The 24026-nt window shown below is 37.8% G+C and carries 17 protein-coding genes; 6 read left to right on the top strand and 11 right to left on the bottom strand.

From position 1 onward, the window contains the following. Positions 1–44 precede the first annotated feature (44 nt). From hemB to DOS84_RS01980, 5 genes are all read left to right on the top strand, one after another. Positions 45–1040, top strand: a complete 996-nt coding sequence (gene hemB / locus DOS84_RS01955) for a porphobilinogen synthase (RefSeq protein ID WP_111408418.1) — start codon at positions 45–47, stop codon at positions 1038–1040. A 3-nt stretch (positions 1041–1043) separates the two neighbouring features. Beyond that, positions 1044–1433: a c-type cytochrome gene (locus tag DOS84_RS01960; protein WP_111408419.1), complete on the top strand. Its 390-nt coding sequence runs from the start codon at positions 1044–1046 to the stop codon at positions 1431–1433. Positions 1434–1629: 196 nt separating this feature from the next. Then, complete coding sequence (locus DOS84_RS01970; RefSeq protein ID WP_111408421.1) at positions 1630–2100, top strand: methylated-DNA--[protein]-cysteine S-methyltransferase; 471 nt, start codon at positions 1630–1632, stop codon at positions 2098–2100. A gap of 51 nt (positions 2101–2151) precedes the next feature. Then, on the top strand, positions 2152–2865 hold the full coding sequence (locus DOS84_RS01975; protein ID WP_111408422.1) for a 3'-5' exonuclease: 714 nt from the start codon (positions 2152–2154) through the stop codon (positions 2863–2865). 304 nt (positions 2866–3169) lie between these two features. Then, the gene (locus DOS84_RS01980; protein ID WP_111408423.1) at positions 3170–4609 is read left to right on the top strand and encodes a nucleoside recognition domain-containing protein; all 1440 of its coding nucleotides are present in this window, start codon (positions 3170–3172) and stop codon (positions 4607–4609) included. Positions 4610–4947: 338 nt separating this feature from the next. Here the strand turns inward: DOS84_RS01980 and DOS84_RS01985 are convergent, their stop codons facing one another. Beyond that, entirely contained in the window at positions 4948–8451 is a 3504-nt protein-coding gene (locus tag DOS84_RS01985) for a M4 family metallopeptidase (protein WP_111408424.1), read from the bottom strand. A 366-nt stretch (positions 8452–8817) separates the two neighbouring features. On the opposite strand from DOS84_RS01985, the gene DOS84_RS01990 reads away from it, so the two are divergent. Continuing rightward, complete coding sequence (locus DOS84_RS01990; protein ID WP_111408425.1) at positions 8818–10419, top strand: fumarate hydratase; 1602 nt, start codon at positions 8818–8820, stop codon at positions 10417–10419. Between the two features lie 177 nt (positions 10420–10596). On the opposite strand, the gene DOS84_RS01995 is transcribed toward DOS84_RS01990, so the two are convergent. The 10 genes from DOS84_RS01995 to trhO form a co-directional block, all read right to left on the bottom strand. Beyond that, positions 10597–13899, bottom strand: a complete 3303-nt coding sequence (locus DOS84_RS01995) for a M4 family metallopeptidase (RefSeq protein WP_111408426.1) — start codon at positions 13897–13899, stop codon at positions 10597–10599. A gap of 212 nt (positions 13900–14111) precedes the next feature. Beyond that, complete coding sequence (locus DOS84_RS02000) at positions 14112–14735, bottom strand: hypothetical protein (RefSeq protein WP_111408427.1); 624 nt, start codon at positions 14733–14735, stop codon at positions 14112–14114. A gap of 193 nt (positions 14736–14928) precedes the next feature. Next, positions 14929–15588, bottom strand: coding sequence for a CoA transferase subunit B (locus DOS84_RS02005; RefSeq protein ID WP_111408428.1), 660 nt, complete (start codon positions 15586–15588; stop codon positions 14929–14931). A 107-nt stretch (positions 15589–15695) separates the two neighbouring features. Next, positions 15696–16400 (bottom strand): CoA transferase subunit A, encoded by a 705-nt coding sequence (locus tag DOS84_RS02010; RefSeq protein ID WP_111408429.1) that lies wholly within the window; start codon positions 16398–16400, stop codon positions 15696–15698. Between the two features lie 393 nt (positions 16401–16793). After that, positions 16794–19112 carry a penicillin-binding protein 1A gene (locus DOS84_RS02020; RefSeq protein ID WP_111408431.1) on the bottom strand — a complete coding sequence of 773 codons (2319 nt, stop codon included), beginning with the start codon at positions 19110–19112 and terminating at the stop codon, positions 16794–16796. Between the two features lie 9 nt (positions 19113–19121). Continuing rightward, positions 19122–19601 carry a gliding motility lipoprotein GldH gene (locus DOS84_RS02025; RefSeq protein ID WP_111408432.1) on the bottom strand — a complete coding sequence of 160 codons (480 nt, stop codon included), beginning with the start codon at positions 19599–19601 and terminating at the stop codon, positions 19122–19124. Then, a complete protein-coding gene (locus DOS84_RS02030) occupies positions 19585–20970 on the bottom strand; it encodes a PSP1 domain-containing protein (RefSeq protein WP_111408433.1) in 1386 nt (461 codons plus the stop codon). Before DOS84_RS02030 ends, DOS84_RS02025 begins: the two co-directional genes overlap by 17 nt. Before the next feature lie 190 nt (positions 20971–21160). Then, positions 21161–21391 carry a ferredoxin gene (locus tag DOS84_RS02035; RefSeq protein WP_111408434.1) on the bottom strand — a complete coding sequence of 77 codons (231 nt, stop codon included), beginning with the start codon at positions 21389–21391 and terminating at the stop codon, positions 21161–21163. Beyond that, positions 21391–22632, bottom strand: a complete 1242-nt coding sequence (locus DOS84_RS02040; protein WP_111408435.1) for a peptidase U32 family protein — start codon at positions 22630–22632, stop codon at positions 21391–21393. The genes DOS84_RS02035 and DOS84_RS02040 overlap by 1 nt, the downstream gene beginning before the upstream one ends. 6 nt (positions 22633–22638) lie before the next feature. After that, positions 22639–23997 carry an oxygen-dependent tRNA uridine(34) hydroxylase TrhO gene (gene trhO, locus DOS84_RS02045; protein ID WP_111408436.1) on the bottom strand — a complete coding sequence of 453 codons (1359 nt, stop codon included), beginning with the start codon at positions 23995–23997 and terminating at the stop codon, positions 22639–22641. Positions 23998–24026 lie beyond the last annotated feature (29 nt).

Below are 24026 nucleotides of genomic sequence, written 5' to 3' on the forward strand. Positions count from 1 at the left end.
CATATCTGCAATCTAAATTCTGCAATCTAAATTCTAAAATTATTATGTTCCCATTACACAGAGGTAGAAGATTACGCGTAAACGAATCCATTCGTTCTTTAGTTCGCGAAACCACATTAAGCCCAACCGATTTTATGTTCCCTATGTTTATCGCTGAAGGGGAAAACGTAAAGGTCGAAATATCTTCTATGCCAGGAATCTTTCGTCGTTCGATTGATTTGACGGTTGAGGAAGTTAAAGAAATATATGCATTAGGAATTCGTGCAGTCAATATTTACGTAAAAGTAAGTGAGGATTTAAAAGACAATACAGGAAAAGAATCTTGGAATCCAAACGGATTGATGCAACAGGCCATTCGTGCGATCAAATCGGCCTGTCCAGAGATGATTGTAATGCCGGATGTGGCTTTGGACCCGTATTCTATTTATGGTCACGACGGAATTATTGCCAATGGCGATGTTGAAAACGACTCTACCGTTGCTGCTTTGGTAAAAATGGCTGTTTCTCACGCCGAAGCCGGAGCTGATTTTGTAGCGCCATCCGATATGATGGACGGACGCGTGTTGCGTTTGCGAGAAGGATTGGACGCCGCAGGTTTTCATCACGTGGGGATTATGAGTTATTCGGCTAAGTATGCTTCTGCGTTTTACGGGCCTTTCCGAGATGCCTTGGACAGTGCACCAAGAGAAGCTGACGTTGCTGTTCCAAAAGACAAGAAAACGTACCAAATGGACTATGCCAACCGCATCGAAGCCATCAAAGAAGCTTTATCCGATGTAGAAGAAGGTGCCGACATGGTTATGGTAAAACCCGGAATTGCGTATTTGGACATCGTTCGTGAAGTTAAAAACGCTGTGAATGTTCCCGTGACGGTTTTTCATGTTTCTGGTGAATATGCAATGATCAAAGCAGCTGCCGAAAGAGGTTGGTTGGATAATGACAAAATAATGATGGAGCAATTGATGTGTATCAAAAGAGCAGGAGCAAGTTTGATTTCGACCTATTTTGCCAAAGAAGCAGCTATACTTTTAAATAAATAAAACATGAAAAAGCTATTAATTATTGTTACGCTCTTAGTTTTGGTTAGCTGTAAAAAAGAAAGCCAGGAACCCTTCGGAAAACCGGAAGTAACTTCTGATTCAGCAACAGTAAAATCACCGGAAGTTCTAGGAAAAGAAATTTTTGAAAACAAAGGAAATTGTATCGCTTGTCATTTGCCAGACAAAAAGCTTATAGGCCCTAGTTTACACGACATTGCCAAAATCTACAAAGATAAAAACGCTGATATGGTCACATTTTTAAAAGGAGATGGTGAACCTCTTGTGGATCCAAGCCAGTTCGAAGTAATGAAAACTAACTTTGCCATCACTGAGGAGATGTCAGATGAAGAGTTACAAGCATTAGAAGCTTATATCTATTCGAATTTGAAATAGTTTTAGGAGCTAATCCCGCTGTCCACTATATCTCTTATGGTCTCGTCTTTTTTGACGAGACCATAAGAGGATGCCGTTTCCATCGGGGCTAAAAAACATGAACCATTTGTATGTGCGAATGGTTTTTTTATTTTTCATCCTTTCTAAATTCTTTACGAACTTTGCGATAACTTTGTCACTAAATCTATTCAAAATCATGGAAACAGTCTACATCAAAACACCCTTAGGAATCGCCTCAATCGCAGGAGATGAAAATGGAATTTCAGAAATTTCCGTTTTGGATGAAGGAACTGTTTCAACAGCAATTCCAAACGTTTTACAAGAAGCTGTTTCTCAACTCAATGATTATTTTGAAGGGAAACGAACCCATTTTGATTTCAAACTCAATCCAAAAGGAACTGAATTTCAGCAAAAAGTGTGGGGCGCCTTATTGGAGATTCCGTATGGAAAAACCAGAACGTATCTCGAACAGTCAAAAGTTTTAGGAGACGTTAAAGCCATTCGTGCTGTGGCTTCCGCCAATGGGAAAAATCCACTTTGGATTGTTGTTCCTTGCCATAGAGTCATTGGAACAGATGGTTCACTTACAGGTTACGCTGGAGGATTATGGAGGAAAAAATGGTTATTAGAACACGAAAACCCAACAACTCAACAAAGTTTGTTCTAATACATTTATAGAATAAATTTCTTATATTCGTTTTTAGATAACTTGTAAAAAATGATTGAAAAAATAAACCTCAATAATATCCTTTTCCTTGACATTGAAACTGTTCCCGAAGTTGCGGATTACAACACTTTGGATGATGAAATGAAAGGACTTTGGGAACAAAAAACTTTATACCAACGCAAAGATGAGTTTTCAGGTGAGGAATTCTACAATCGCGCCGGAATTTGGGCAGAGTTCGGGAAAATTGTCTGTATCTCGGTTGGGTATTTTACGATCAAGGGTGATATTCGTAATTTTAGGGTTACCTCTTTTTTTGGTGAAGAAAATAAAATTCTAAAAGACTTCAATAATTTGTTGAACAATCATTTCAATCAGCCACAACACGTTTTGTGCGGGCATAATGCCAAAGAATTTGATATTCCGTTTCTTGCCCGCCGAATGATTATCAACCAAATTCCTATTCCCGACAAACTCAATTTATTTGGTAAAAAGCCTTGGGAAATTGCACACTTGGACACTTTGGAGTTATGGAAATTTGGCGATTACAAGCATTTCACTTCTTTAAAGTTATTGTGTAAAGTGCTCGGAATCCCATCGCCAAAAGGCGATATTGACGGTAGCCAGGTAGGGCATGTCTTTTATGTGGACAAAGATATTGACCGCATTGTTACTTATTGCGAAAAAGACACCGTCGCCGTGGCACAAATTTTTCTTCGGTTACGTCGTGAAGATTTATTGATTGAGGACGAGATTATTCACGTTTAGTGTCAAATGATTACAAAAATTCCAAATCTCTCCCCTTAGCCCCGATTGCTTCGCCAGTTCGCTTCGCTCGTGTGTAGTGAAAATCCTCTCTCGTTTTTTCAACGAGAGAGATTGTAACGAATAGCGGGACCCATGCCGGCTAAAAAAGCCACCCGAGCGATAGCGAACAGGCGAAGCAAATCTTTCTGCTTAAAAATCAATAACCGAATACCGATTTTATAGTTTGTGTTTTTTCATTGTACCCAGTGTGAAAACCTTTGTGAACTTTGCGGTTAAATATTTACATTTACAAAAATTATAAATTATGGTATTAAGTAGATTCTGGTTAGTCATTTTTATTTCATCGATTGTTTTTATTGTTGTCAGTTTGTTTTCTGCCAATACATATACCATTGATTATGTTTTGAATGGAAAAAAAGACGACCCAGTTTTAATTTCTGAAAAATATATCGAACAAGTTCCTGCTTTTATCAAAGACAGTATCAAGAAAGCAACGGATCAAGCCATGATTATCAATCGTGATACGCTAAATGCCGACACGACTTATGTTTATAAAAATAAAACCGTAAAAATCTACAGCGGTGTTCAAAAATCGGATGGTTTATTGCCAACATGTAAAAGTACTTTGCTTGATTTGATTTTACCCCTTATGGCCTATTTGGCATTTTTCTGCGGATTGATGGAGCTTTTAATCATTTCTGGAGCATCCGGAAAATTGGCTAAATTGTTGAGCCCAGTATTTGTAAAGGTGTTCCCGAGTATACCAAAAGATCATCCATCTATTTCATACATGACCTTAAACTTTGCCGCCAATTTCTTGGGATTGGATTCTGCAGCGACACCATTTGGATTAAAAGCCATGGAAAGTTTACAAGAAATAAACCCCGAAAAAGACAAAGCGAGTGATGCTCAAATTATGTTTATGTGCCTGCATGCTTCGGGCCTAACATTAATTGCAACTTCTATTATTGGCTATCGTGCTGCTGCTAATGCAACAAATCCAGCCGATGTTATGTTGCCTTGCATTATCACTTCTTTTATTGGTACAATAGCTGCTTTTTTAATTGTTGGAATCAGGCAAAAAATAAATTTCAAGAGCGCATCTTTGGTTGTGGCTTTGATGGGGTTAATAGCTGCCATAGTTGGGTTATTGATGTATGTAAATCATTTGGATTTAATCGGTAAAAATTATTTTACCTCTAATCTTTCGGCTTTGATATTGGTGGGGATTATTGCTTTTACTTTGATATTTTCATTTATTAAAGAGAAGAAATTTGTCGAGGCAAAAACCACAGTTTTTGAAGCCTTTGTGTCAGGAGCCAATAATGGAGTTAAAACTGGAGTTACCATTTTTCCTTATGTTTTAGGGATGTTAGTTGCTATTTCGTTATTTAGAAACAGTGGCTTGTTTGAAATTATCAGTAATTGGATTGCTTTTGCTTTTTCCAATATGGGAGTAAGCAAGGAAATTACCGATGCTTTGCCGGTAGCCTTGCTTAGACCGTTTAGTTCTGCTGGATCAAGAGGGTTTTTGATTGATTCGATGAATACTTTTGGTGCCGATTCCATGACGGGAAGGTTAAGCAGTATTTTTCAGTGCAGTGCCGAGAGTACTTTTTATGTGATTGCGGTTTACTTTGGTTCGGTAAATATCAAAAATACCCGTTACGCTTTAGGAACAATGCTTTTGGTTGATGTGATTTGTGTGATTACAGCCATTTTTGTGGCGAGCTGGTTTTTTTAATCTTTTTATAAGTTGGAAATATTGTCAAGTAAATTTGTTTGGGAAGCGAAAAATCTGTTAAAAAATTTGCTCAAGGAGAAAATGAAAATATTGGAATATAATAATAATTTTTAGGAGTTTTAATTTATTTTTCATTCTTTTGGATTCAACTCAATAAATAAATTAAAAAATGTCAAAATACACAAAATACATCGCCATAGGTTTGCTTATTTTATTCTTAGTTACAAGTTTATTAAGTTAAATCTATTTAGTTCAGTTAGAGTTTTAGGTTTTAATCCAAGACATTAATATAAAAGCCTCACATTTCTGTGAGGCTTTTCGTTTGTCTAAAAGAAAAATTATTTCTTAATCAATATTTTAGTCATTGTTTTTTGACCATCATTTACCTCGACAAAATAAGTTCCGGTACTTAATTTACTTACGTTGATGTCATTTTCAGATAGTTTTCCTGCATCAACTTGTTGTCCTAGGTAATTAAGAATTCTGTATGAAGTTTTTCTACTGTCTCCCATTTTTATGTTTATGGAATTGCTAGTTGGGTTTGGATAAATTGAACAATCAAATATATTATTTTCATCACCCAATTCACTTGTGGAAGTATTAGCTGTCAATCCTGTGATTGTTGTACCGCCAATATTCACTGTATAATCTTCTACTTCACCATAAGAGAAAGTTTCACAGGCCGTTGAAGCGGCATTGTATTTCATAGAAACCCTCATTCTCGTCGTTCCTGCCAAAGCGGTTGTTGGAACTGTAAAAGTGTAGGATAGATTGGTGCTAAGAGAGGATGATCCCGCTACCATTTGTTCTGAAGTTTCGAAACTTCCATTTTTATTGAAATCAATCCAAACTCTCCAATATTCTGTATAAGCTGAACCTGAAAATCCGACACTTAAAACTATTGTATTTGAGCCATAAGGGAGATTACCAGTCAAGTTTGTGAAATCTCCATAACCTGCATTTCCGACTGTTGTATTTGCAATACCACCAATGGCAACATTGTCTATAAATTCATCGGCGACACTGTTTCCTTTAGAAGTGCAATAAGTAATTGCAGTTCCTGTTGTGGTTACATTTGCTACATTACTGGATGCAGAAACATTTCCTGCAGCATCTTTTGCCACTACATAAAAAGTATAAGCTGTACTTGCTGTCAAGCCTGTAACTGCATATGTAGTTCCTGTAACGGTAGATTTTAAAACTGTTCCTTGATATACGTCATATCCTGTTACGCCTACATTGTCTGTAGCAGCTGTCCAAGATAGATTTGTTGTTGTTGATGCAGTTCCAGAAGCAGCAAGGTTTGTAGGTGCTGTTGGCGCCTGAGTATCGGCTGTTCCTGTAACAAGGGTAACAGTATAATCTTCAACCTCTCCATATGAGATTGCTTCGCAGGAAGTTGGTATACCATTGTATTTCATTGATACTCTCATTCTAGTTGTGCTGGCGGTCGCAGAAGTTGGGACTGTAAAAGAACCAGTCGCTGGTGTTGTAGTAGAAGCGGCTTTGCTCCATACTAATTCTCCTGCGTCTGCAAAATCCTTATCGTCGTTTAAATCGATCCAAACAGCATAACCTTCCGCATAAGCAGTTCCAGTCCAGGTTGGTGTAATTGTGATAGTAGAAGCACTACCTTTTGTTAAATTGGTCGAGATAGAAGTAAAGTCACTATACCCTGTACCTCCTGTGGACGTATTATTGATAGTGCCTAATTGTACTTTTCCGATATATTCATCTGTTACACTATTCCCTTTTGAGGCACAATAAGTTGCAGTTGCTGCTCCTGTTGTTATAGAGACTGCATTACTGTCTGGCGATAAATTTCCAGCAGCATCTTTAGCCTTTACTGTAAATGTATAAGCTGTGCTAGCTGTTAACCCAGTAACGGTATATGTTAGCCCAGTAACAGTAGTTACTAAAGTAGTCCCGTTATAAACATTATATCCAGTAACAGCAACATTATCGGTAGCGGCTGTCCAAGACAAATTTGTTGTAGTTGAAGTAGTTCCTGCTGCCGCTAAATTTGTTGGTGCTGTAGGAGCTGTTGTGTCAGAAGAACCAGAATAAGCTGCTCCAACTCCCACTGCATAAAATGCATTTGTAGTAGCTATTACCTCTGCAGAGCCTGCTCCATATAGGTCAGTTGCAGCCTGGATTCCATAAGTTCGGGCGTTGGCATAAGTAGAGTTTGCTGATAAATAAACACTTTCCAAGCGATAGGCTATTTTTGCTGCTTTATCTATTGTAATTCCTGTTACGTTATAGGAACTGCCAATATCATTCGTGCCAGATTTACCAAGTGATAAAATATAAAACCAATGATTTAGAACACCAGAATTTCTATGTACTCCACATTGATCATTCGAACTTGATGGAGTGCAATTTATATTGTACCAATTGGTACCTCCATAGGTATCCGGTTGCCCCTCCGTTTTTGGATTACTCATCGAACGTAAAGATAAATGTCCTGTTCGTCTCTCTATATCCTCACCTATAAGCCAAGTAGATTTTGTTGGCGCAGCTCGATATTCAATACATGCTCCCCAAATATCGGAGAAGGCTTCATTCATGGCCCCTGATTCTTTTTGATAAGCTAGATTTGCAGTATAGGTACAAACTGCGTGTCCTATTTCATGTCCTGCAACATCCATTGCAGTCAAAATATCAAATCCCCCTGTTCCGCTACCATCACCGTAGGTCATTACGCTACCGTTCCAAAAAGCATTGTTGTTATCGGGGTAACCTGCAGCTATTAAATTATAGTGTACATAACTTTTAATTTTTGCGCCAGCATTGTCATAACTATTTCTTCCATGCACAGTTGACCAATAATCATAAGTCATTTCGGCTCCCCAATGAGCGTCTAATGCCCCATTGTCCTTATTGGTGTTGTTAAATTCAGTTGCAGTCCAGTTATTATCAGCATCTGTAAAATTTGTTGTTGGATATGTGGCTGTTCTGGCTGAATTATAGGTTTGAACACCATTCCCTCGGGTTGCATCCGATAATATATATGATGAACCGCTTAATGTAGTTTGTATAGTTTGTGTTCCGCTATAACGGGTTGCGGCATTTGCTGCAACCATGGCGATATTTGAATTATCATTTAGCTTCACATTTTTTTCTGTTGAGGTCCCAGATTTTCCGTGACTGTATTCGCCTAAGTGTTTGATAGTAGTGTTATAAAACAAAGTTTGTCCTGTATTTGCATCGATGTAAATATCACCACGGCTTATTGGATTTGTAGCATAAATGTCAAACTTGTAAGCTAAACGAACATTGTCTTTTGTTCTTTTTTGACCTTGATCTTCCATAGAGGGCAATAAAACGAGCTCTCCTTTTGGTTTTGTATAGTTCATTGCTGCTGCATCTGCTTGATTTTCCCATAAGTAAGTTTTAGCGCCTATTTGAAGCAATGCTTTTTCAAAAGCTGCTTCTGGGGATAAAGAAGGTTTCGTGTTTACTTTTTTTATAGTATAATACTCGCCACTCATGGAAGCTAATTTTTCATTTTTTGAATGAAGGCTGTATGTGGCAAATTCTACTTTAATTCCTTGATGGTATAATTGGAATTTTTCGTGTGTAAATCCATCTCTGTCGGATTCCGTTTTGATTCTTGAATACGATTGAGTTTCATCTAAATTCAATTGTTCTTTAAGCGCTTTTTTATAATCTGATCTTTTATAATCCGATTTTTCATTAAAGCTGATTAAACTAGGAGATCCATTTTCAGATAAATTTTTTTGACTGATGCGTTTGTCTGTTTTTTGTGAAAACGCTGACAAAGAGAACATTGAAGTAACGACTGTTAATGCAATGATTTTTTGTAATTTTCTTTTCATTTTGGTTAGTTTGGTTAATTATTAAATTGTTAATTTTATAACAATTGTAAATGTATTTGTTATGAAACAATCACAAATACGTATAAATACCTGATTATTTGGTTCTGTTTTTTGATAATGGAGTGTAAATTGAGATTTGGTTTTCTATGAAATAATGAATTGATTCTTGAGCTAATGATTAAAAAAGGGAGTTAAAACAGAACAAAAATTTAAATTTCGGGTTATAAAGTCATTTCATAATTTACAAAGGACTGTTAGTAATGAATTATTTATACTTTGGAATAATTTAATTACGAAGCTGATATAAATCAGTTATGATTCCTTGAACAATTCTTATATTTGGCGTTCTTAAAAAATAATCAAATTATGGACTTTATATACCAGGATCCTTATCCAATTTTAAAAGACGATACCCAATACCGTAAAATCACTTCTGATTTTGTAAAAACAGAAAAGCTAGGCGATAGAGAAATCTTAACTATTGATCCAAAAGGATTGGAACTATTGGCACAAGAAGCTTTGAAGGATGTTTCTTTTATGTTACGCACTTCGCATTTGGAAAAACTAAGAGCCATTCTTGATGATCCCGAAGCGACAGACAACGACCGATTTGTGGCTTATAATTTATTGCAGAATGCGGTTGTGGCAATCGATGGGGAATTGCCTTCGTGCCAAGACACCGGAACAGCGATTGTAATGGCCAAAAAAGGAGAAAACGTATACACAGGTGTCGATGATGCCGAATGGCTTTCAAAAGGGATTTTTAACACCTATCAGGAAAGGAATCTTCGTTATTCCCAAATTGTGCCTATCAGTATGTTTGAGGAAAAAAACTCCGGTTCGAATCTTCCTGCTCAGATAGATATTTATGCCAAAAAGGGTGCTTCTTATGAATTCTTGTTTTTGGCAAAAGGAGGCGGTTCTGCGAACAAAACCTATTTATACCAACAAACAAAATCGTTGTTGAATGAAAAATCTTTAGATGCTTTCATTCGTGCCAAAATAATGGACTTGGGAACTTCGGCTTGTCCGCCGTATCATTTGGCTTTAGTGATCGGAGGGACTTCTGCGGAAGCGAATTTAGCAGCTGTTAAAAAAGCATCTGCGGGTTATTTTGATAATTTGCCAACAACTGGAAACATGGCTGGTCAGGCTTTCCGTGATTTGGAATGGGAAAAAAGAGTACAATTAATTTGCCAGGAAAGTCATATTGGAGCGCAATTTGGAGGGAAATATTTCACGCATGATGTTCGAGTAATCCGTTTGCCACGCCACGCGGCTTCTTGTCCGGTTGGATTGGGAGTTTCCTGCTCAGCCGATAGAAATATCAAAGGAAAAATTACCAAAGACGGTGTTTTTGTAGAACAATTGGAAGTGAATCCAAAACGTTTGTTGCCAGAAACGCCACCACATTTGGAAGCAGCTGTTGATATTGATTTGAATCAACCAATGGATGATATTCTTAAAAAATTATCACAATATCCAATCAAAACGCGTTTGAAACTAAACGGTACATTGATTGTGGCTCGTGATATTGCACATGCCAAAATCAAAGAATTATTGGATGCCGGTAAACCAATGCCAGAATACTTTAAAAACCACCCAATTTATTACGCAGGACCTGCCAAAACACCGGAAGGGATGGCTTCGGGAAGTTTTGGTCCAACGACTGCCGGTAGAATGGACGTTTATGTGGAAGAATTCCAAAAGAATGGTGGAAGTATGGTAATGCTTGCCAAAGGAAACAGAACCAAAGAGGTTATGAATGCCTGTAAAACTTATGGTGGATTTTATTTGGGTTCCATCGGAGGTCCGGCGGCCATCTTAGCAAAAGAAAATATACTTTCTGTTGAGGTAGTTGATTTTGAGGAACTGGGCATGGAAGCCGTTCGTAAAATCACGATTAAAGATTTCCCAGCGTTTATTATCACCGATGATAAAGGGAATGATTTCTTTGAGAATCTATAGAATAGAAATGAATTGAGATTGTAAAAGACCGTCGATTATGGCGGTCTTTTTTGTTTTAAAATAAATTTGCATTTACAAAGTTCTTTTCGCTGAAAACAATAGAGACTTAGTTACTTAGCACATTGGTTAGTTTCTTAGTCTCTACTGTATCATTAATTTGGCTGTTTTATTGGAAAGTTACTTTTTAATAAACGTTTTGGTAAATTTTTGATTTCCGTCATTGAGTTCCAATATATAAACTCCTGGACTTAAATAGTTGGTATTAATATTATTCTCAACTGTTTTTCCTGTAGCTATTTGGATACCAGATGATGTTATTATTCGATACGTAAATCCTTTATTTTCGGGATTGGTAATGTTTAAAATAGAATTAGTGGGGTTCGGAAAAATATAGTATAGGTCAGTATTGGTATTGCCATCAGAAGTGTTTGCAAATGGATTCGCAAAAGCAACAATGGTGCTTGCGCCAATATTTACGGTATAATCTTCCACTTCACCATAATATATAGATTCACAGGCTGTTGATGCAGATGTTCTTTTTAAGGAAACCCGCATTCTTGTAGCGCCAGTTAAAGCAGATGCTGGAACAGAAAAAGAGTACGAATTATTGGTAGCAATATTTGTTGATGTTGAAACTACTTTTTCTGAACTTTCGAAAGTTCCATTTTGATTGAAATCGATCCAAACACCCCAATATTCTTTGTATTTGTATGATTTATATCCGACACTCAATACGATTGTATTCGATCCATAAGACAAATTTCCTGTTTGATTTGTGAAATTGCCATAACCGCCATTAGCGGCTGTTGTATTGGCTATTCCTCCAATGCCTACATAATCGATATATTCAGATGTAACATTTGTTCCTTTGGACACACAATAGTTTATGTTATTTGCCAACGTTGTTACCGATACCGAATTACTTGCTCCAGATAAATTGTCTTTTGCATCCTTCGCTTTAACCGTAAAAGTATAGGCTGTGCTTGGGCTTAATCCAGTTAGAGTATAGCTAGTTCCGGTAACGGTATTCACCATAGTAACACCGTTATAGATGTTATAGCCTGTTACGGCAACATTATCGGTTGCTGCTGTCCAAGATAAATTGGTGCTTGTGGCTGTAGTTGCGCTGGCAGTCAATGTAGTTGGTTCAGTTGGAGGTATCGTGTCTGTTGCCAATGTGGTAATATTGGCTTCATTACTGGGGTCCGATAAATTAGTTGCTGCATCTTTGGCTCTCACCGTGAAGGTATAGGCCGTGCTCGGACTTAATCCAGTTACTGTATAAGTTGTTCCTGTAACTGTTGTGATAAGTGTGACTCCATTATAAACATCGTAACCCGTAACGGCAACGTTGTCTGTAGAAGCTGTCCAAGATAAATTGGTTGATATGTCTGTAGTTCCTGAGGCTGTTAAATTGGTTGGTGAAGTTGGAACTATTGTGTCGGCTGGAGTAGGTAAGGTAGTTATGGAGGCGTCATTGCTAACAGCAGATAAATTGCCAGCTGCATCTTTTGCTTTTACGGTAAAAGTGTAAGCGGTAGATGCTGTCAACCCTGTCATGTTGTAAGTTGTTCCTGTAACAGTTGTTATTAAGTTAACACCGTTATAGACATTGTATCCTGTTACGGCTACATTATCGGTAGCTGCTGTCCATGACAAATTTGTCGTTGTATCTGTAGTTCCCGAAGCGGTTAAACCGGTTGGTGCAGATGGTGCAGTTGTGTCAGTTGGGCCCGCGTATGCATCGCCAACACCTACTGCATAAAAAGCATTTGTTGTAGCGATTACTTCTGCTGATCCGGCTCCATATAAATCGGTTGCCGATTGAATTCCGTAGGTTCTGGCATTGGCATAAGTTGAATTGGCCGTTAGGTAAATACTTTCAAGCCTAAAGGTTATTTTGGCAGCTTTTTCAATAGTAATTCCTGTTACCGAATAGCTCTTGCCTTTGTCATTTGTTCCCGATTTTCCCACAGACAATATATAAAACCAATGATTTAAAACCCCGCTATTGGTATGAACCCCACAATAATCATTAAAGCTAAAAGGGAAACCACAATTTGGATTTTTCCAATTGGTTCCGCCATATGTATCGGGTTGTCCCTCTGCTTTTGGATTACTCATGGAGCGTAATGACAAATGCCCAGATCTTCTTTCAATATCTTCGCCTATAAGCCAAGTTGATTTGGTAGGAGCCGCAAAATATTCGATACAGGCACCCCAAATATCTGATAGTGCTTCGTTCATTGCGCCTGATTCTTTTTGATAAGTTAAATTGGCTGTTTTTTCGCAGACGGCATGCCCAATTTCATGTCCGGCAACATCCAATGCCGTCAGGATGTCAAAATTGGTTCCGCTGCCGTCTCCATAAGTCATTACTGATCCGTCCCAAAAGGCATTATCATAAGCCACATCATAGTGAACATAACTCTTGATCGTCGCGCCGGCATTATCATAACTATTTCGGCCATGTACGGTTGACCAATAATCGTAGGTTTTCTCGGCTCCCCAATGCGCATCCAAAGCTCCGTTGTCTTTGTTGGCGTTATTATATTCGGCTGTGGTCCAATTGTTGTCTGCATCGGTGAAGTTTACGGCAGCGCTATAATTGGTGCCCTTTTTCATATTGAAAGTGTTAATCCCATTTCCTCTTGTGGCATCTGCTAGGATATAATTTGCCCCGCTTAAAGTAGTTTGAATAGTTTGTGCGCCGGAGTAACGGGTATCTGCATTGGTAGCTACTACAATTTTGTTCTGGTTTCCAGAAGTTGCTTCCGCTTTTCCATGACTGTATTCGCCAAGGTGTTTGATGGTGGCATTATAAAATAAGGTTTCTCCCGTTATGGCATCAATATAAATATCGCCACGACTTACAGGTTTTGTGGCGTAAATATCAAATTTATAAGCTAATCGCAAAGGAGTGTCTTTTGCATTGGAATTGTCTCCGTCCAAAATTGGAAGCCAAACCAATTCGCCAACTGGTTTTTTATAGTTGAACATTTTGGCGTCTTCTGGAATTTCCCAGAGGTAGGTTTGAGCTCCTATTTGTTGCAGGGCTTTCGCAAACGCTTGGTCCTGCGATAAAGTAGGAATGGCGTTCAATAAATCGGTTTTATAGAATTCACCATTCATCGAACTTAATTTGCCTCCTGCCGAATGTAAAGTGTATGTAGCGAACTCTACTTTGATACCGTTATGGAATAATTGAAATTTTTCATGGGAAACGCCCAATTTGTCAATTTCAGATTTGATTTTTGAAAAATTCGAATTGCCTTTTAAACCCAATTGATCTTTGAAAATTTGTTGGTAATCACTTATTTTATAAGTTGATTTACTTGTAAACGTTATCAATGTGGGAATGCCTTTTTCGTTGGTGATTTTTTTTAAAACATTTTTATCTCCTTCTTGAGAAAATAGTGTGAATGTGGAAAAGAAAAAAATGATTAAAATGATACCCTTTTGAAGTAGTGTATTTTTCATAGAATTTATTATTAAATAATGAATAATCCGTTGTGAAAAATGGGGTAATCAAATTTAGGAATTTTTTTGAAATTTGAAGGAATGTTTTTAATTATTTTACTGATTATTAGATTTTTACGTAAATAAACGTAGTCTTTTATGTCGAGTTTGGTTTTTTTTTGACATAAAAAAAGCAACTCAGTTGAGTTGCTTTCATAAGTATTTTTTTTCTCTTATTTAAAGTTGAAACCTATGATAGCTCCCAATCCAAATTGGAAAGAATTAGTATAGGTAGAAACTGCAACAGGTCCCCAATAGCCCCAATAGGTATCGCTACCGGTATGTATAACCATTGATTGAAGAGAAGCTTGAAGGCTAATTGATACAACAGAAGGAGTTTTTATTTTCACCCCTCCTTTAATTTCCCAAGCAAAATTAGTTTCGCTTCCTGAACTTGGCGTTTCTAAAATTCCGACACCAATTCCACCGCCTAAGTAAGGAACTGCATTACCACCATGATCAAAATAATGATTCCCTCCTAGAAGAATGTAGTTAATAGCTCCATTATTACTTCCATTGTTGTTAATTTGGCCACCTCCAGGAAGATCACTATATGCGGGCATTGAAGCGTCCAGTCTTAAGTATTTTAATTCGACAGATGAAGATTTTTGAGGAAAAAATTCAAAACCCACACCATATTCAAAGCCATCACCTATTGTGGCATGACCATAATCAAACTCGATTCTATCCGAAAAAACGTAACTACCGTAAACATCTAGCACAACTGATCCTCTATCTTGAGCCATCATACCTGCTGAAAATAAAAAAGTGATTAGTAAAAAACTGTAATTTTTCATAATTTCTATGTTTTGTTTGTTCCTAACAAATATAGAAAAAAAATAAAAGGATTACAAATTATATGTTAATTCATGTTTGTAAAAATAAAAAAATCATTTAAGTGTTAGCTAGTTAAAGCATTTTTTGATTTTTTAAGTTTTTGGTAAAAAAAAAACAACTCGTAAGAATTGTTTTTTTTAATCAGATGAAGTTTTAATCAATTGTCATTTCCGGAATTTCACCTTCGATGATTAAATCGGCTTCTGTGGATGCTATTATTTGTTCTACTGTCACTCCCGGTGCTCTTTCCAATAGTTTAAAACCTTTTGGCGTGATTTCTAAAACCGCCAATTCAGTGACTACTTTTTTCACGCAGCCCACACCTGTTAATGGCAAGGTGCATTTTTTTAATATTTTGGATTCTCCAGCTTTGTTGACATGCATCATTGCCACGATAATATTCTCGGCAGAAGCAACCAGATCCATAGCCCCTCCCATTCCTTTGACCATTTTCCCGGGAATTTTCCAGTTAGCAATGTCTCCTTTTTCTGAGACTTCCATGGCACCCAGAATAGTCAGATCGACATGTTGTCCACGGATCATCCCGAAACTGGTGGCGGAGTCAAAAAAAGAGGCGCCAGGCAAGGTGGTGATGGTTTGTTTTCCAGCATTAATGATGTCGGCATCTTCTTCGCCCTCAAAAGGGAAAGGTCCCATGCCCAGAACGCCGTTTTCGCTTTGAAATTCGACGTCAATTCCTTTCGGGATATAATTTGCCACCAAAGTGGGTATTCCGATGCCTAGATTCACGAAATAACGGTCTTTTAGTTCTTTTGCAATTCGTTTTGCAATTCCTATTTTATCTAATGCCATGTGCTTTGTATATAAATTTTTTTAATATGCCAATTAGGCAATTTGATAATTAGATAATTTCAAAACGCACCGTTACGAATTATCTAATTGACAAATTATCTCATTATCTAATTATTTCTAACTCTTACAGTACGTTGTTCAATTCTTTTTTCATACTTTTTTCCTTGGAAAATGCGTTGCACAAAAATCCCAGGGATGTGAATTTGATTAGGATCCAATGTTCCTGCTTCGACCAATTCCTCTACTTCGGCCACGGTGATTTTGGCAGCACCACACATGCATGGATTGAAGTTTCTGGCCGTTCCTTTGAAGATGAGGTTTCCTGCGGTATCGCCTTTCCATGCTTTTACTATTGCAAAGTCAGCTTTGAAGGCGTGTTCCATAATGTGCATTTTGCCATTGAATTCACGAACTTCTTTTCCCTCGGCCACTTCGGTTCCATAACCTGCTGGAGTAAAAAATGCTGGAATTCCTGCTTGAGCAGCACGACATCTTTCAGCCAATGTTCCTTGTGGGATCAGGTCTACTTCAAGTTCTCCCGAAAGCATTTGACGTTCGAATTCAGCATTTTCACCCACGTAGGAAGAAATCATTTTCTTGATTTGTTTTTTTTGCAAAAGCAAACCAAGTCCAAAATCATCCACTCCTGCATTATTTGAAATACAGGTTAGGTTTTTGGTTTCTTTTTGTACTAATTCGGCGATGGAGTTTTCGGGTATGCCGCACAATCCGAAGCCACCAAGCATAAGCGTCATTCCGTTTTCAATTCCTTGAAGCGCTTCTTGAACGGTATTTACTTTTTTGTTAATCATAATAATTCTTTTATAACTATATCGATTTCGTTTTTTGTTTTTAAAAATTGAACATTTCGGTTTTCTGTGAAGTATTATTATTTAATGGATTGAAAAATGAACCTCAATTGAAGAAAACGAATTTATAAAGCAAATCTAATAAAATAATCGCATTAATTTGGCTTCAAAAAACATATTAAATGTGATAATATTTTATGGTCAATATAAATATAAAACAGGTTGGTTTGCAGGATTTGCGTGAGGGACAGAAGCAAGCTACCGAAGTAGCGCGGATGGCCCGACACCATAAAGAAAAGGGACCGAATCACCGGTATAGTGAATTGGTCCCTTTTCTTTATGGTGGCACGCCCAATTTGAATTTAAATTATCCATTGTTGGGATCAAAGCCTATTTTTATAATGAAAATTCTTCGGTGTCTTGTTCAGGAGTGGCAGTAGAGTCTTTTACTACTGCTGCTCGTGGAGTGTAACAATCTACTTTGATAGAAAGATTTTTCGGTCTTTCAAAATCTTCTTTGGATATGTTTAAGCCTTTGTCAGCATAACATTTTTCCATGAAATATCCCCAAATAGGTAAGGATGTTGCAGCTCCTTGCCCATAGGTTAGCGTTTTGAAATGTGCAGAACGATCCTCGCAGCCTACCCAGACACCTGTTACTAGGTTGGGCACCATTCCCATAAACCAACCATCCGACTGATTTTGTGAGGTCCCCGTTTTTCCCGCGATTGGATTGGTAAACATATACGGATATCCTGTCCAACGTTTATCACCGTTTCCACCATTTTGAGTTCTCAATCTGGCTCCAGATCCCGTTTCGGTTACACCTTCCAATAATTTAATTACTGCAAATGCAATGTCTTTGTTCAAAACATCATGGGATTCCGGGATAGGTTCGTAGATAACTTCACCGCTTTTATTCTCGATTTTGGATAAGAATTGTGGTTTGGTATAAACGCCTTGGTTAGCAAATGTGCTGAAGGCAGCCACCATGTCTTCTACAGTAATTTCCACAGCGCCCAAAGCAATGGACGGCTGATTGATGATTTCGGATTTAACCCCTAATTTATGGGTTAATTCAATGACGGCTTCCGGACCTACTTTGTCGATTAACTTAGCCGATACCGTATTGATGGAATGGGCTAAAGCTTGTTTTAAAGTTACCATTCCGCGGTAATTATTGTCGGAGTTTCTCGGTTCCCAATCTTCGGTTACATGGTGACGTCCTTTGCGAATAACAAACGGGCCATCAAGTATTGAGTCGCAAGGAGACATGTTTAATTGTTCGATTGCAGTTGCGTAAACAAACGGCTTGAAAGTGGAACCTACTTGTCTGGCTCCTTGTCCTACGTGATCGTATTGAAAATATTTGTAATTGATACCACCAACCCAAACTTTAATATTACCTGTTTGAGGCTCCATAGACATTACACCCGCCTGCAAAAAGTGTTTGTAATAACGGATAGAATCCAATGGCGTCATTATAGTGTCTCTTTCTCCTTTCCACGTGAAGACCGTCATTTTTGTTTTTTCGCTGAAGGTTTTGATGATTTCCTCATCGCTTTTATCTTGTTCTTTCAGCGCAGCCCATCTTCCAGACGATTTCATGGCTTGATTCAAAATACGTTGGGTTTCTGCTTCGGAAATGTTTACAAAAGGCGCATTTTTGTTGCCTTTGGCTTGATCGAAAAACTCTTCTTGCATATTGGCCATATGGGCAGCGACTGCTTCTTCGGCATAAGCCTGCATTCTGGAATCGATAGTGGTGTAAATTTTAAGACCGTCTTTGTAAATATCGTAATCGGAACCATCTGGTTTTTTGTTTTCTTCCACCCATTTCTTCATATAATCACGAAGGTATTCTCTAAAATAAGTGGCAGTTCCTTCTCTGTGGCTTTCCAATTTGAAATGCAATGTGATAGGTAAACTTTGCAATTGATGTTTTTGGTCTTCGGTAATTAGATTTGCTTTTTCCATTTGCGAAAGCACTACATTTCTTCGGTTTTTTACACCAACCGGATTTTTTACTGGGTTGTAAAGTCCTGAATTTTTGAACATACCCACTAAAATAGCCGATTCGTCAATGGTTAAATCTTTGGGCTCCTTTGAAAAGTAGGTTTTTGAAGCTGAACTAACCCCTACGGAATAGTTTCCAAAATCATATACGTTGCAATACATGGCAATGATTTCGTTTTTGGTGTATTGTCTTTCCAAACGAATAGCGATAATCCACTCTTTGGCTTTTTGTACAATTCGGAAAGGCAAAAACTTAGATCCTTCGCCGTGAAATAACTGTTTGGCCAATTGCTGAGTCAAGGTACTGGCTCCTCCGCTGGTTCCCAAACTGGCAATAGCCCTTAGGGTTCCTCTTCCGTCGATACCGGAATGCTCGTAAAAACGGGCATCTTCAGTAGCTATCAAGGCTTGAACTAAGTTTTTTGGTAAATCAGAATATTTTAATGCAGAACGGTTTTGCTTGAAATATTTACCCAAAACGACACCATCAGAAGAGATGATTTCGGTGGCAAGATTGGAATCCGGATTTTCCAAATCTTCAAATGAAGGCATGGAACCAAATAAACCCCATGAGGCAAACAGGAAAAATAAAGCAATGATTCCCAATCCATAAAAATAAATTTTCCAAAACTGTCTGGAATAATATTTAACATCTTTATCGACGCCTTTTGTCTGAGTGTTACTTTTTTTTATAGCCATAATCGTGTCTTAATCTTTGTTTTCTATTCTAAAACCTACTTCGGTAATTCCATCTAAAAAAGTAACTCCAGGCACTTTTCCGTTTTCTCTTACCGCTTGTTTGATATGTACTTTGTATTTCCCTCTAAAACGCACATTTTCTTTGTAATAGAGCTTGCTTTCTTTGATATCTGTAAAACCGTCTCCTAACAATGTTCCGTCGGGCTCGGCCATCTGGTATTCCAAAGTGTCCACTTTGGTAAAGCCGTTTGGAAGTTCCAAAGCCACAATCAGAAAGATATTATTGTATTTGTAATTGCTGTTATCCCTTAAATTGACAAACAAATTGTATCTTTTTGTCGAATCTAGGACTGGTAAGTCAAAAGTGACGATACTGTCTTTATTCCAAGCGCTCCCCACAGATTTATACTCATCGAAAACCCTTTTTTTATCACAGGAAAAAAGGAGTACTGCCACAAAAAGCAGTAAAAGACTATTCTTTATTCTCATTTTTTTTAATAATTATTGGTTTTCTAGGTTGTTCCGGTTTGTTTTCTGCAGAAGCGGGACGATTGTTATTGGGTTTCTTACGATTGTTTTTATTACGATTTTTATTGGCGCTATTACCGTTTGGATTTTCCTTAACAGGATTCTCTTTTGTAGTAACGTTTGCGTTAGCATTGCTCGGAGGATTATTTTTTTGAATAGTTGGTTTGTTAGCATTGTTAGGAACAATCACATTTTCACCGGCTACTCTAGGTTTTTTGTTTGGTTTTTTCTTTCTCTTTGGTTGATCAAAACGCGTTAAACTTTCTTGACCCATTGCGTTATTGAAATTTTGTTCAGGTTCTGCAACTAATTCGATGGCATAGTCTTCAAGAGAAGTAACTTTGTTTTTCAACTTATTTTCGGCAATAATTTCTTTGACCTGATCAATTTTCAATATATGCCAATTGGCAAAATTATTGGTATAGGCAAACCACATTAATCCTTTAAATATGTCTTGTTTTTGGCAAATAGCATCTCCTTTTTCGGTAACCAATTTTGTGTCAAAATCAGGAAAATCTTTTAAGGCGTCCATGTAGGTGTCCAGTTCGTAGTTCAAGCAGCACTTCAATTTACCACATTGGCCTGCCAATTTTTGTGGATTTAAAGATAGTTGTTGATAGCGCGCTGCCGAAGTGTTCACACTTCTGAAATCCGTTAGCCAAGTCGAACAACACAATTCTCTGCCGCAAGATCCTATTCCTCCCAAACGAGCTGCTTCCTGACGGAAACCTACTTGTTTCATCTCGACTCTTGTACTGAATTCTTTGGCAAAATCTTTGATTAAAAGTCTGAAATCGACTCTATCATTGGCCGTATAATAAAATGTGGCTTTGGAACCATCTCCTTGAAATTCAATATCCGAAATTTTCATTTCCAATTTTTGTGCAATAGCCAATTCACGTGCACGCACTTTCATAGGTTCTTCTTTGTTTCGGGCCGCCGTCCAAATATCTATATCTTTTTGGCTCGCTTTTCGATATATTTTTGGAACTTCATTACTAGAAGGATTGACTCCTTTTTTCTTCATTTGAATTTTTACCAATTCTCCTGTAAGTGTCACAATTCCAATGTCATGACCTGGTGAAGCGACAGTTGCCACGATATCACCCATACTCAAAGTCAAATTCTCGGTATTGCGGTAAAATTCTTTTCTACCGTTTTTAAAACGGACTTCCACACAGTCAAAAGGAGCTTCGCCATTAGGTAAACTCATGTTTGAAAGCCAATCAAAAACCGTCAATTTATTGCAGCTGTCGGTGCCGCAAGTCCCATTATTTTTACAACCCTTTGGTGCACCACCATCTGAAGTTGAACAACTTGTACATGCCATAATGATATATGTAGTATTGCTATAAAAGCAATTTAAGTTCGTATTACGTTTAATGGGTAAAGATAGTATTTTTTTGGTTTATGTTACAAGGCCTGAAAACGGCAAATAATCATAAATTTATACTAAAAAAAAACCATATCGATTTTGCTCGTTATGGGTTGATTTTTATGTTGAAAACAAAGTATTATCTTTATGTTTCCTTCACCGAAATAATTTTCACGGGACAGGCTTTGGCCGCCAAATCACAACTTTCAGCTATGGTGTGGTCGGGCGATTTCAAAGTGTAAAAACCTTTGGCGTTTACACTTTTAATCAATACCGATTTTCCGTCTTTTTTGGACATCTGAAATTGAACGGGTGCCATTTCCACACAATAATTGCACCCAATGCATTTGTCCCTTTGAAGTGTTACAATGACCATTAGGCTTCGACTATTTTGTATAGTTTGTCGGACATACGGATTCTAAAAGGCAATTTGAAAGTACAGTCGTCACCTTTGGTTGCTTTTTCGGCAATGGTGTCATTTACGTACATTTCTTCGATAACCATTTCCTGAGCTCCAGTGCTTGGGCCTGTAACCAATATTTTGTCTCCGATTTTAATGTCGTAGGCTTCGATTTTGAATTGACCAATTTCCGCTTTTGGGAAAAAATGGGTTCCTTTCCCCACATATACTTTCTTCTGGGTTGCCATCGATCCTGATACATCGCTCCATTCTCCCAATTCTTGTCCGAGATAATATCCTGACCAAAAACCACGATTGTAAACCGTATTTAAAGCTTCCATCCAAACGGCAACTTTTTCTTTGCTATAAGTACCCTCGTAATAACTGTCAATAGCTTCACGGTAGGTTTTTATTACAGTGGCCACATATTCGGGAGCGCGTCCACGGCCTTCAATTTTTAGGACTTGAATACCTGAATCCATTACTTGATCCAGAAAATCCAGCGTGCATAAATCTTTTGGAGACATCATGTATTCGTTGTCCAATTCGATTTCGAAACCGGTTTCCTGATCGATAACGGTGTATTTTTTGCGGCAATTTTGTTTGCACGCACCACGATTTGCCGATGAGTTATTCGAATGCAGACTCAAATAGCATTTTCCTGAAACGGCCATACACAAAGCACCGTGACCGAAGATTTCGATTTCGACCAATTTGCCGTTTGGCCCTTTGATTTGTTCTTTTTCGATTTGTTCGGTGATTTTTTTCACTTGGCGCAAACTCAATTCACGGCTCAAAACCATTGTGTCAGCAAATAGACTGTAGAATCTGATGGTTTCGATATTGGTAATATTCAATTGAGTCGAAATATGAACTTCCATCCCAATACCTCTCGCCATCGCAATTACGGCTTGATCGGAGGCAATAACGGCTGTTATGTTGGCTTCTTTGGCTTTGTTCAATAATGTTTTTACCACCGATAAATCATGGTCGTAAATGATGGTGTTTAACGTCAAATAACTTCTAACGTTTTTTGCTTCGCAACGGCGGGCGATTTCCGGTAAATCATCCATCGTGAAATTGACCGTTGCACGGGCGCGCATGTTCAATTGCTCTACTCCAAAATATACAGAATCAGCACCGTTATCAAGTCCAGCCTGAAGCGACTCAAAGTTCCCTGCGGGAGCCATGAGTTCAATTTTGTTGTTTGTTGTCATGATAAATTATTCTAAAATCTTGTATATTTTATCAGACAATCGAATTCGGAAAGGAACTTCAAAAGTAACTTTATCACCAATTTTAGCCGTTGCAGTTTCAGCCCCGTCAACAATCATTTTTTCTAAAACCAATTCCTGATTACCCGTTGTTGGTCCTGAAATTAAGATTTTATCTCCGCTGTTTACTTCGTGATTTTCAACCGTAAACTGCCCCACTTGTGCTTTTACATAATAATGTTCTGCTTTTCCAAGAAGTACTTTTTTCACTTTTACTTTTTGACGAATATCAGCAGGTTTTTCTGTTGTAGCTAACGCCGTATTTGATAAGTCGCCAGAGTGTTTAAATTTCAAGTTTTCTGATTTCCCTTTTCTGAAAACTTTGTTTCCAACTTGTTGTCCGGTTCTCAATCGTACCTGATCAACCAAAGGCAGATGAATAATTTCTAAACATTCAGCAGAACAGCAGTTTTCCATTGCTGATTTACATTCATCGCATTGAATGAATAACAAATGGCATCCATCATTCTCGCAATTGGTGTGATTGTCGCATGGTTTCCCGCATTGGTGACATTGTGAAACAATATCCTCGGTAATTCTTTCGCCCAAACGATTGTCGAAAACAAAATTCTTTCCGATAAACTTGCTTTCCAAGCCTTCTTCTTTAATTTGCTTTGCATAATTAATGATTCCGCCTTCCAATTGAAAAACATTTTTAAACCCCTGATGTTTAAAGTAAGCACTTGCTTTCTCACAACGGATTCCTCCGGTGCAATACATTACCAGATTTTTATCTTCTTTGTGGTCCTGAAGCTGTTCGTTGATAATGGGTAGACTCTCTCTGAAAGTTTCGACATCCGGAGTGATGGCATCTTTAAAATAGCCGACTTCACTTTCGTAGTGATTTCTAAAATCAACCACAATCGTGTTTGGATCATCCAGAATTTCATTGAATTCCTTGGCTTTCAAGTGAACGCCTATATTGGTAACATCAAAAGTTTCGTCGTTTAAACCGTCAGCAACAATTTTGTGGCGCACTTTGATGGTAAGTTTCAAAAACGAATGGTCATCATGTTCCACCGCTTCATTCAAACGAATACCTTTCATGAAATCATACACTTCCAGAGTGGCTCTAAAAGCCTCCAGATTTTCTTCAGGAATACTCATTTGAGCGTTGATTCCTTCGTGGGCCACGTATATTCTGCCCAAAGCATCGAGTGCGTTCCAGGCTAAAAATAAATCGTCGCGAAATTGTTTGGGATCTTGAATTTTGGCATACGCATAGAAAGACAACGTTAGTCGTTGTTTACCGGCATCATCAATCATGATGGCTCTTTCTTCTGCGCTTAAGGTGTTGTACAGTTGCATGCTATAAACGTTTAAGTGAGAAAATATGT

This window comes from Flavobacterium aquariorum (assembly GCF_003254745.1).
Lineage (GTDB): Bacteria > Bacteroidota > Bacteroidia > Flavobacteriales > Flavobacteriaceae > Flavobacterium > Flavobacterium aquariorum.

Excerpts from the sequence above, each read along its gene's own strand:
- hemB (WP_111408418.1), top strand. The coding sequence starts at position 45 with ATGTTCCCATTACACAGAGGTAGAAGATTACGCGTAAACGAATCCATT.
- DOS84_RS01960 (WP_111408419.1), top strand. The coding sequence starts at position 1,044 with ATGAAAAAGCTATTAATTATTGTTACGCTCTTAGTTTTGGTTAGCTGT.
- DOS84_RS01970 (WP_111408421.1), top strand. The coding sequence starts at position 1,630 with ATGGAAACAGTCTACATCAAAACACCCTTAGGAATCGCCTCAATCGCA.
- DOS84_RS01975 (WP_111408422.1), top strand. The coding sequence starts at position 2,152 with ATGATTGAAAAAATAAACCTCAATAATATCCTTTTCCTTGACATTGAA.
- DOS84_RS01980 (WP_111408423.1), top strand. The coding sequence starts at position 3,170 with ATGGTATTAAGTAGATTCTGGTTAGTCATTTTTATTTCATCGATTGTT.
- DOS84_RS01985 (WP_111408424.1), bottom strand. The coding sequence starts at position 8,451 with ATGAAAAGAAAATTACAAAAAATCATTGCATTAACAGTCGTTACTTCA.
- DOS84_RS01990 (WP_111408425.1), top strand. The coding sequence starts at position 8,818 with ATGGACTTTATATACCAGGATCCTTATCCAATTTTAAAAGACGATACC.
- DOS84_RS01995 (WP_111408426.1), bottom strand. The coding sequence starts at position 13,899 with ATGAAAAATACACTACTTCAAAAGGGTATCATTTTAATCATTTTTTTC.
- DOS84_RS02000 (WP_111408427.1), bottom strand. The coding sequence starts at position 14,735 with ATGAAAAATTACAGTTTTTTACTAATCACTTTTTTATTTTCAGCAGGT.
- DOS84_RS02005 (WP_111408428.1), bottom strand. The coding sequence starts at position 15,588 with ATGGCATTAGATAAAATAGGAATTGCAAAACGAATTGCAAAAGAACTA.
- DOS84_RS02010 (WP_111408429.1), bottom strand. The coding sequence starts at position 16,400 with ATGATTAACAAAAAAGTAAATACCGTTCAAGAAGCGCTTCAAGGAATT.
- DOS84_RS02020 (WP_111408431.1), bottom strand. The coding sequence starts at position 19,112 with ATGGCTATAAAAAAAAGTAACACTCAGACAAAAGGCGTCGATAAAGAT.
- DOS84_RS02025 (WP_111408432.1), bottom strand. The coding sequence starts at position 19,601 with ATGAGAATAAAGAATAGTCTTTTACTGCTTTTTGTGGCAGTACTCCTT.
- DOS84_RS02030 (WP_111408433.1), bottom strand. The coding sequence starts at position 20,970 with ATGGCATGTACAAGTTGTTCAACTTCAGATGGTGGTGCACCAAAGGGT.
- DOS84_RS02035 (WP_111408434.1), bottom strand. The coding sequence starts at position 21,391 with ATGGTCATTGTAACACTTCAAAGGGACAAATGCATTGGGTGCAATTAT.
- DOS84_RS02040 (WP_111408435.1), bottom strand. The coding sequence starts at position 22,632 with ATGACAACAAACAACAAAATTGAACTCATGGCTCCCGCAGGGAACTTT.
- trhO (WP_111408436.1), bottom strand. The coding sequence starts at position 23,997 with ATGCAACTGTACAACACCTTAAGCGCAGAAGAAAGAGCCATCATGATT.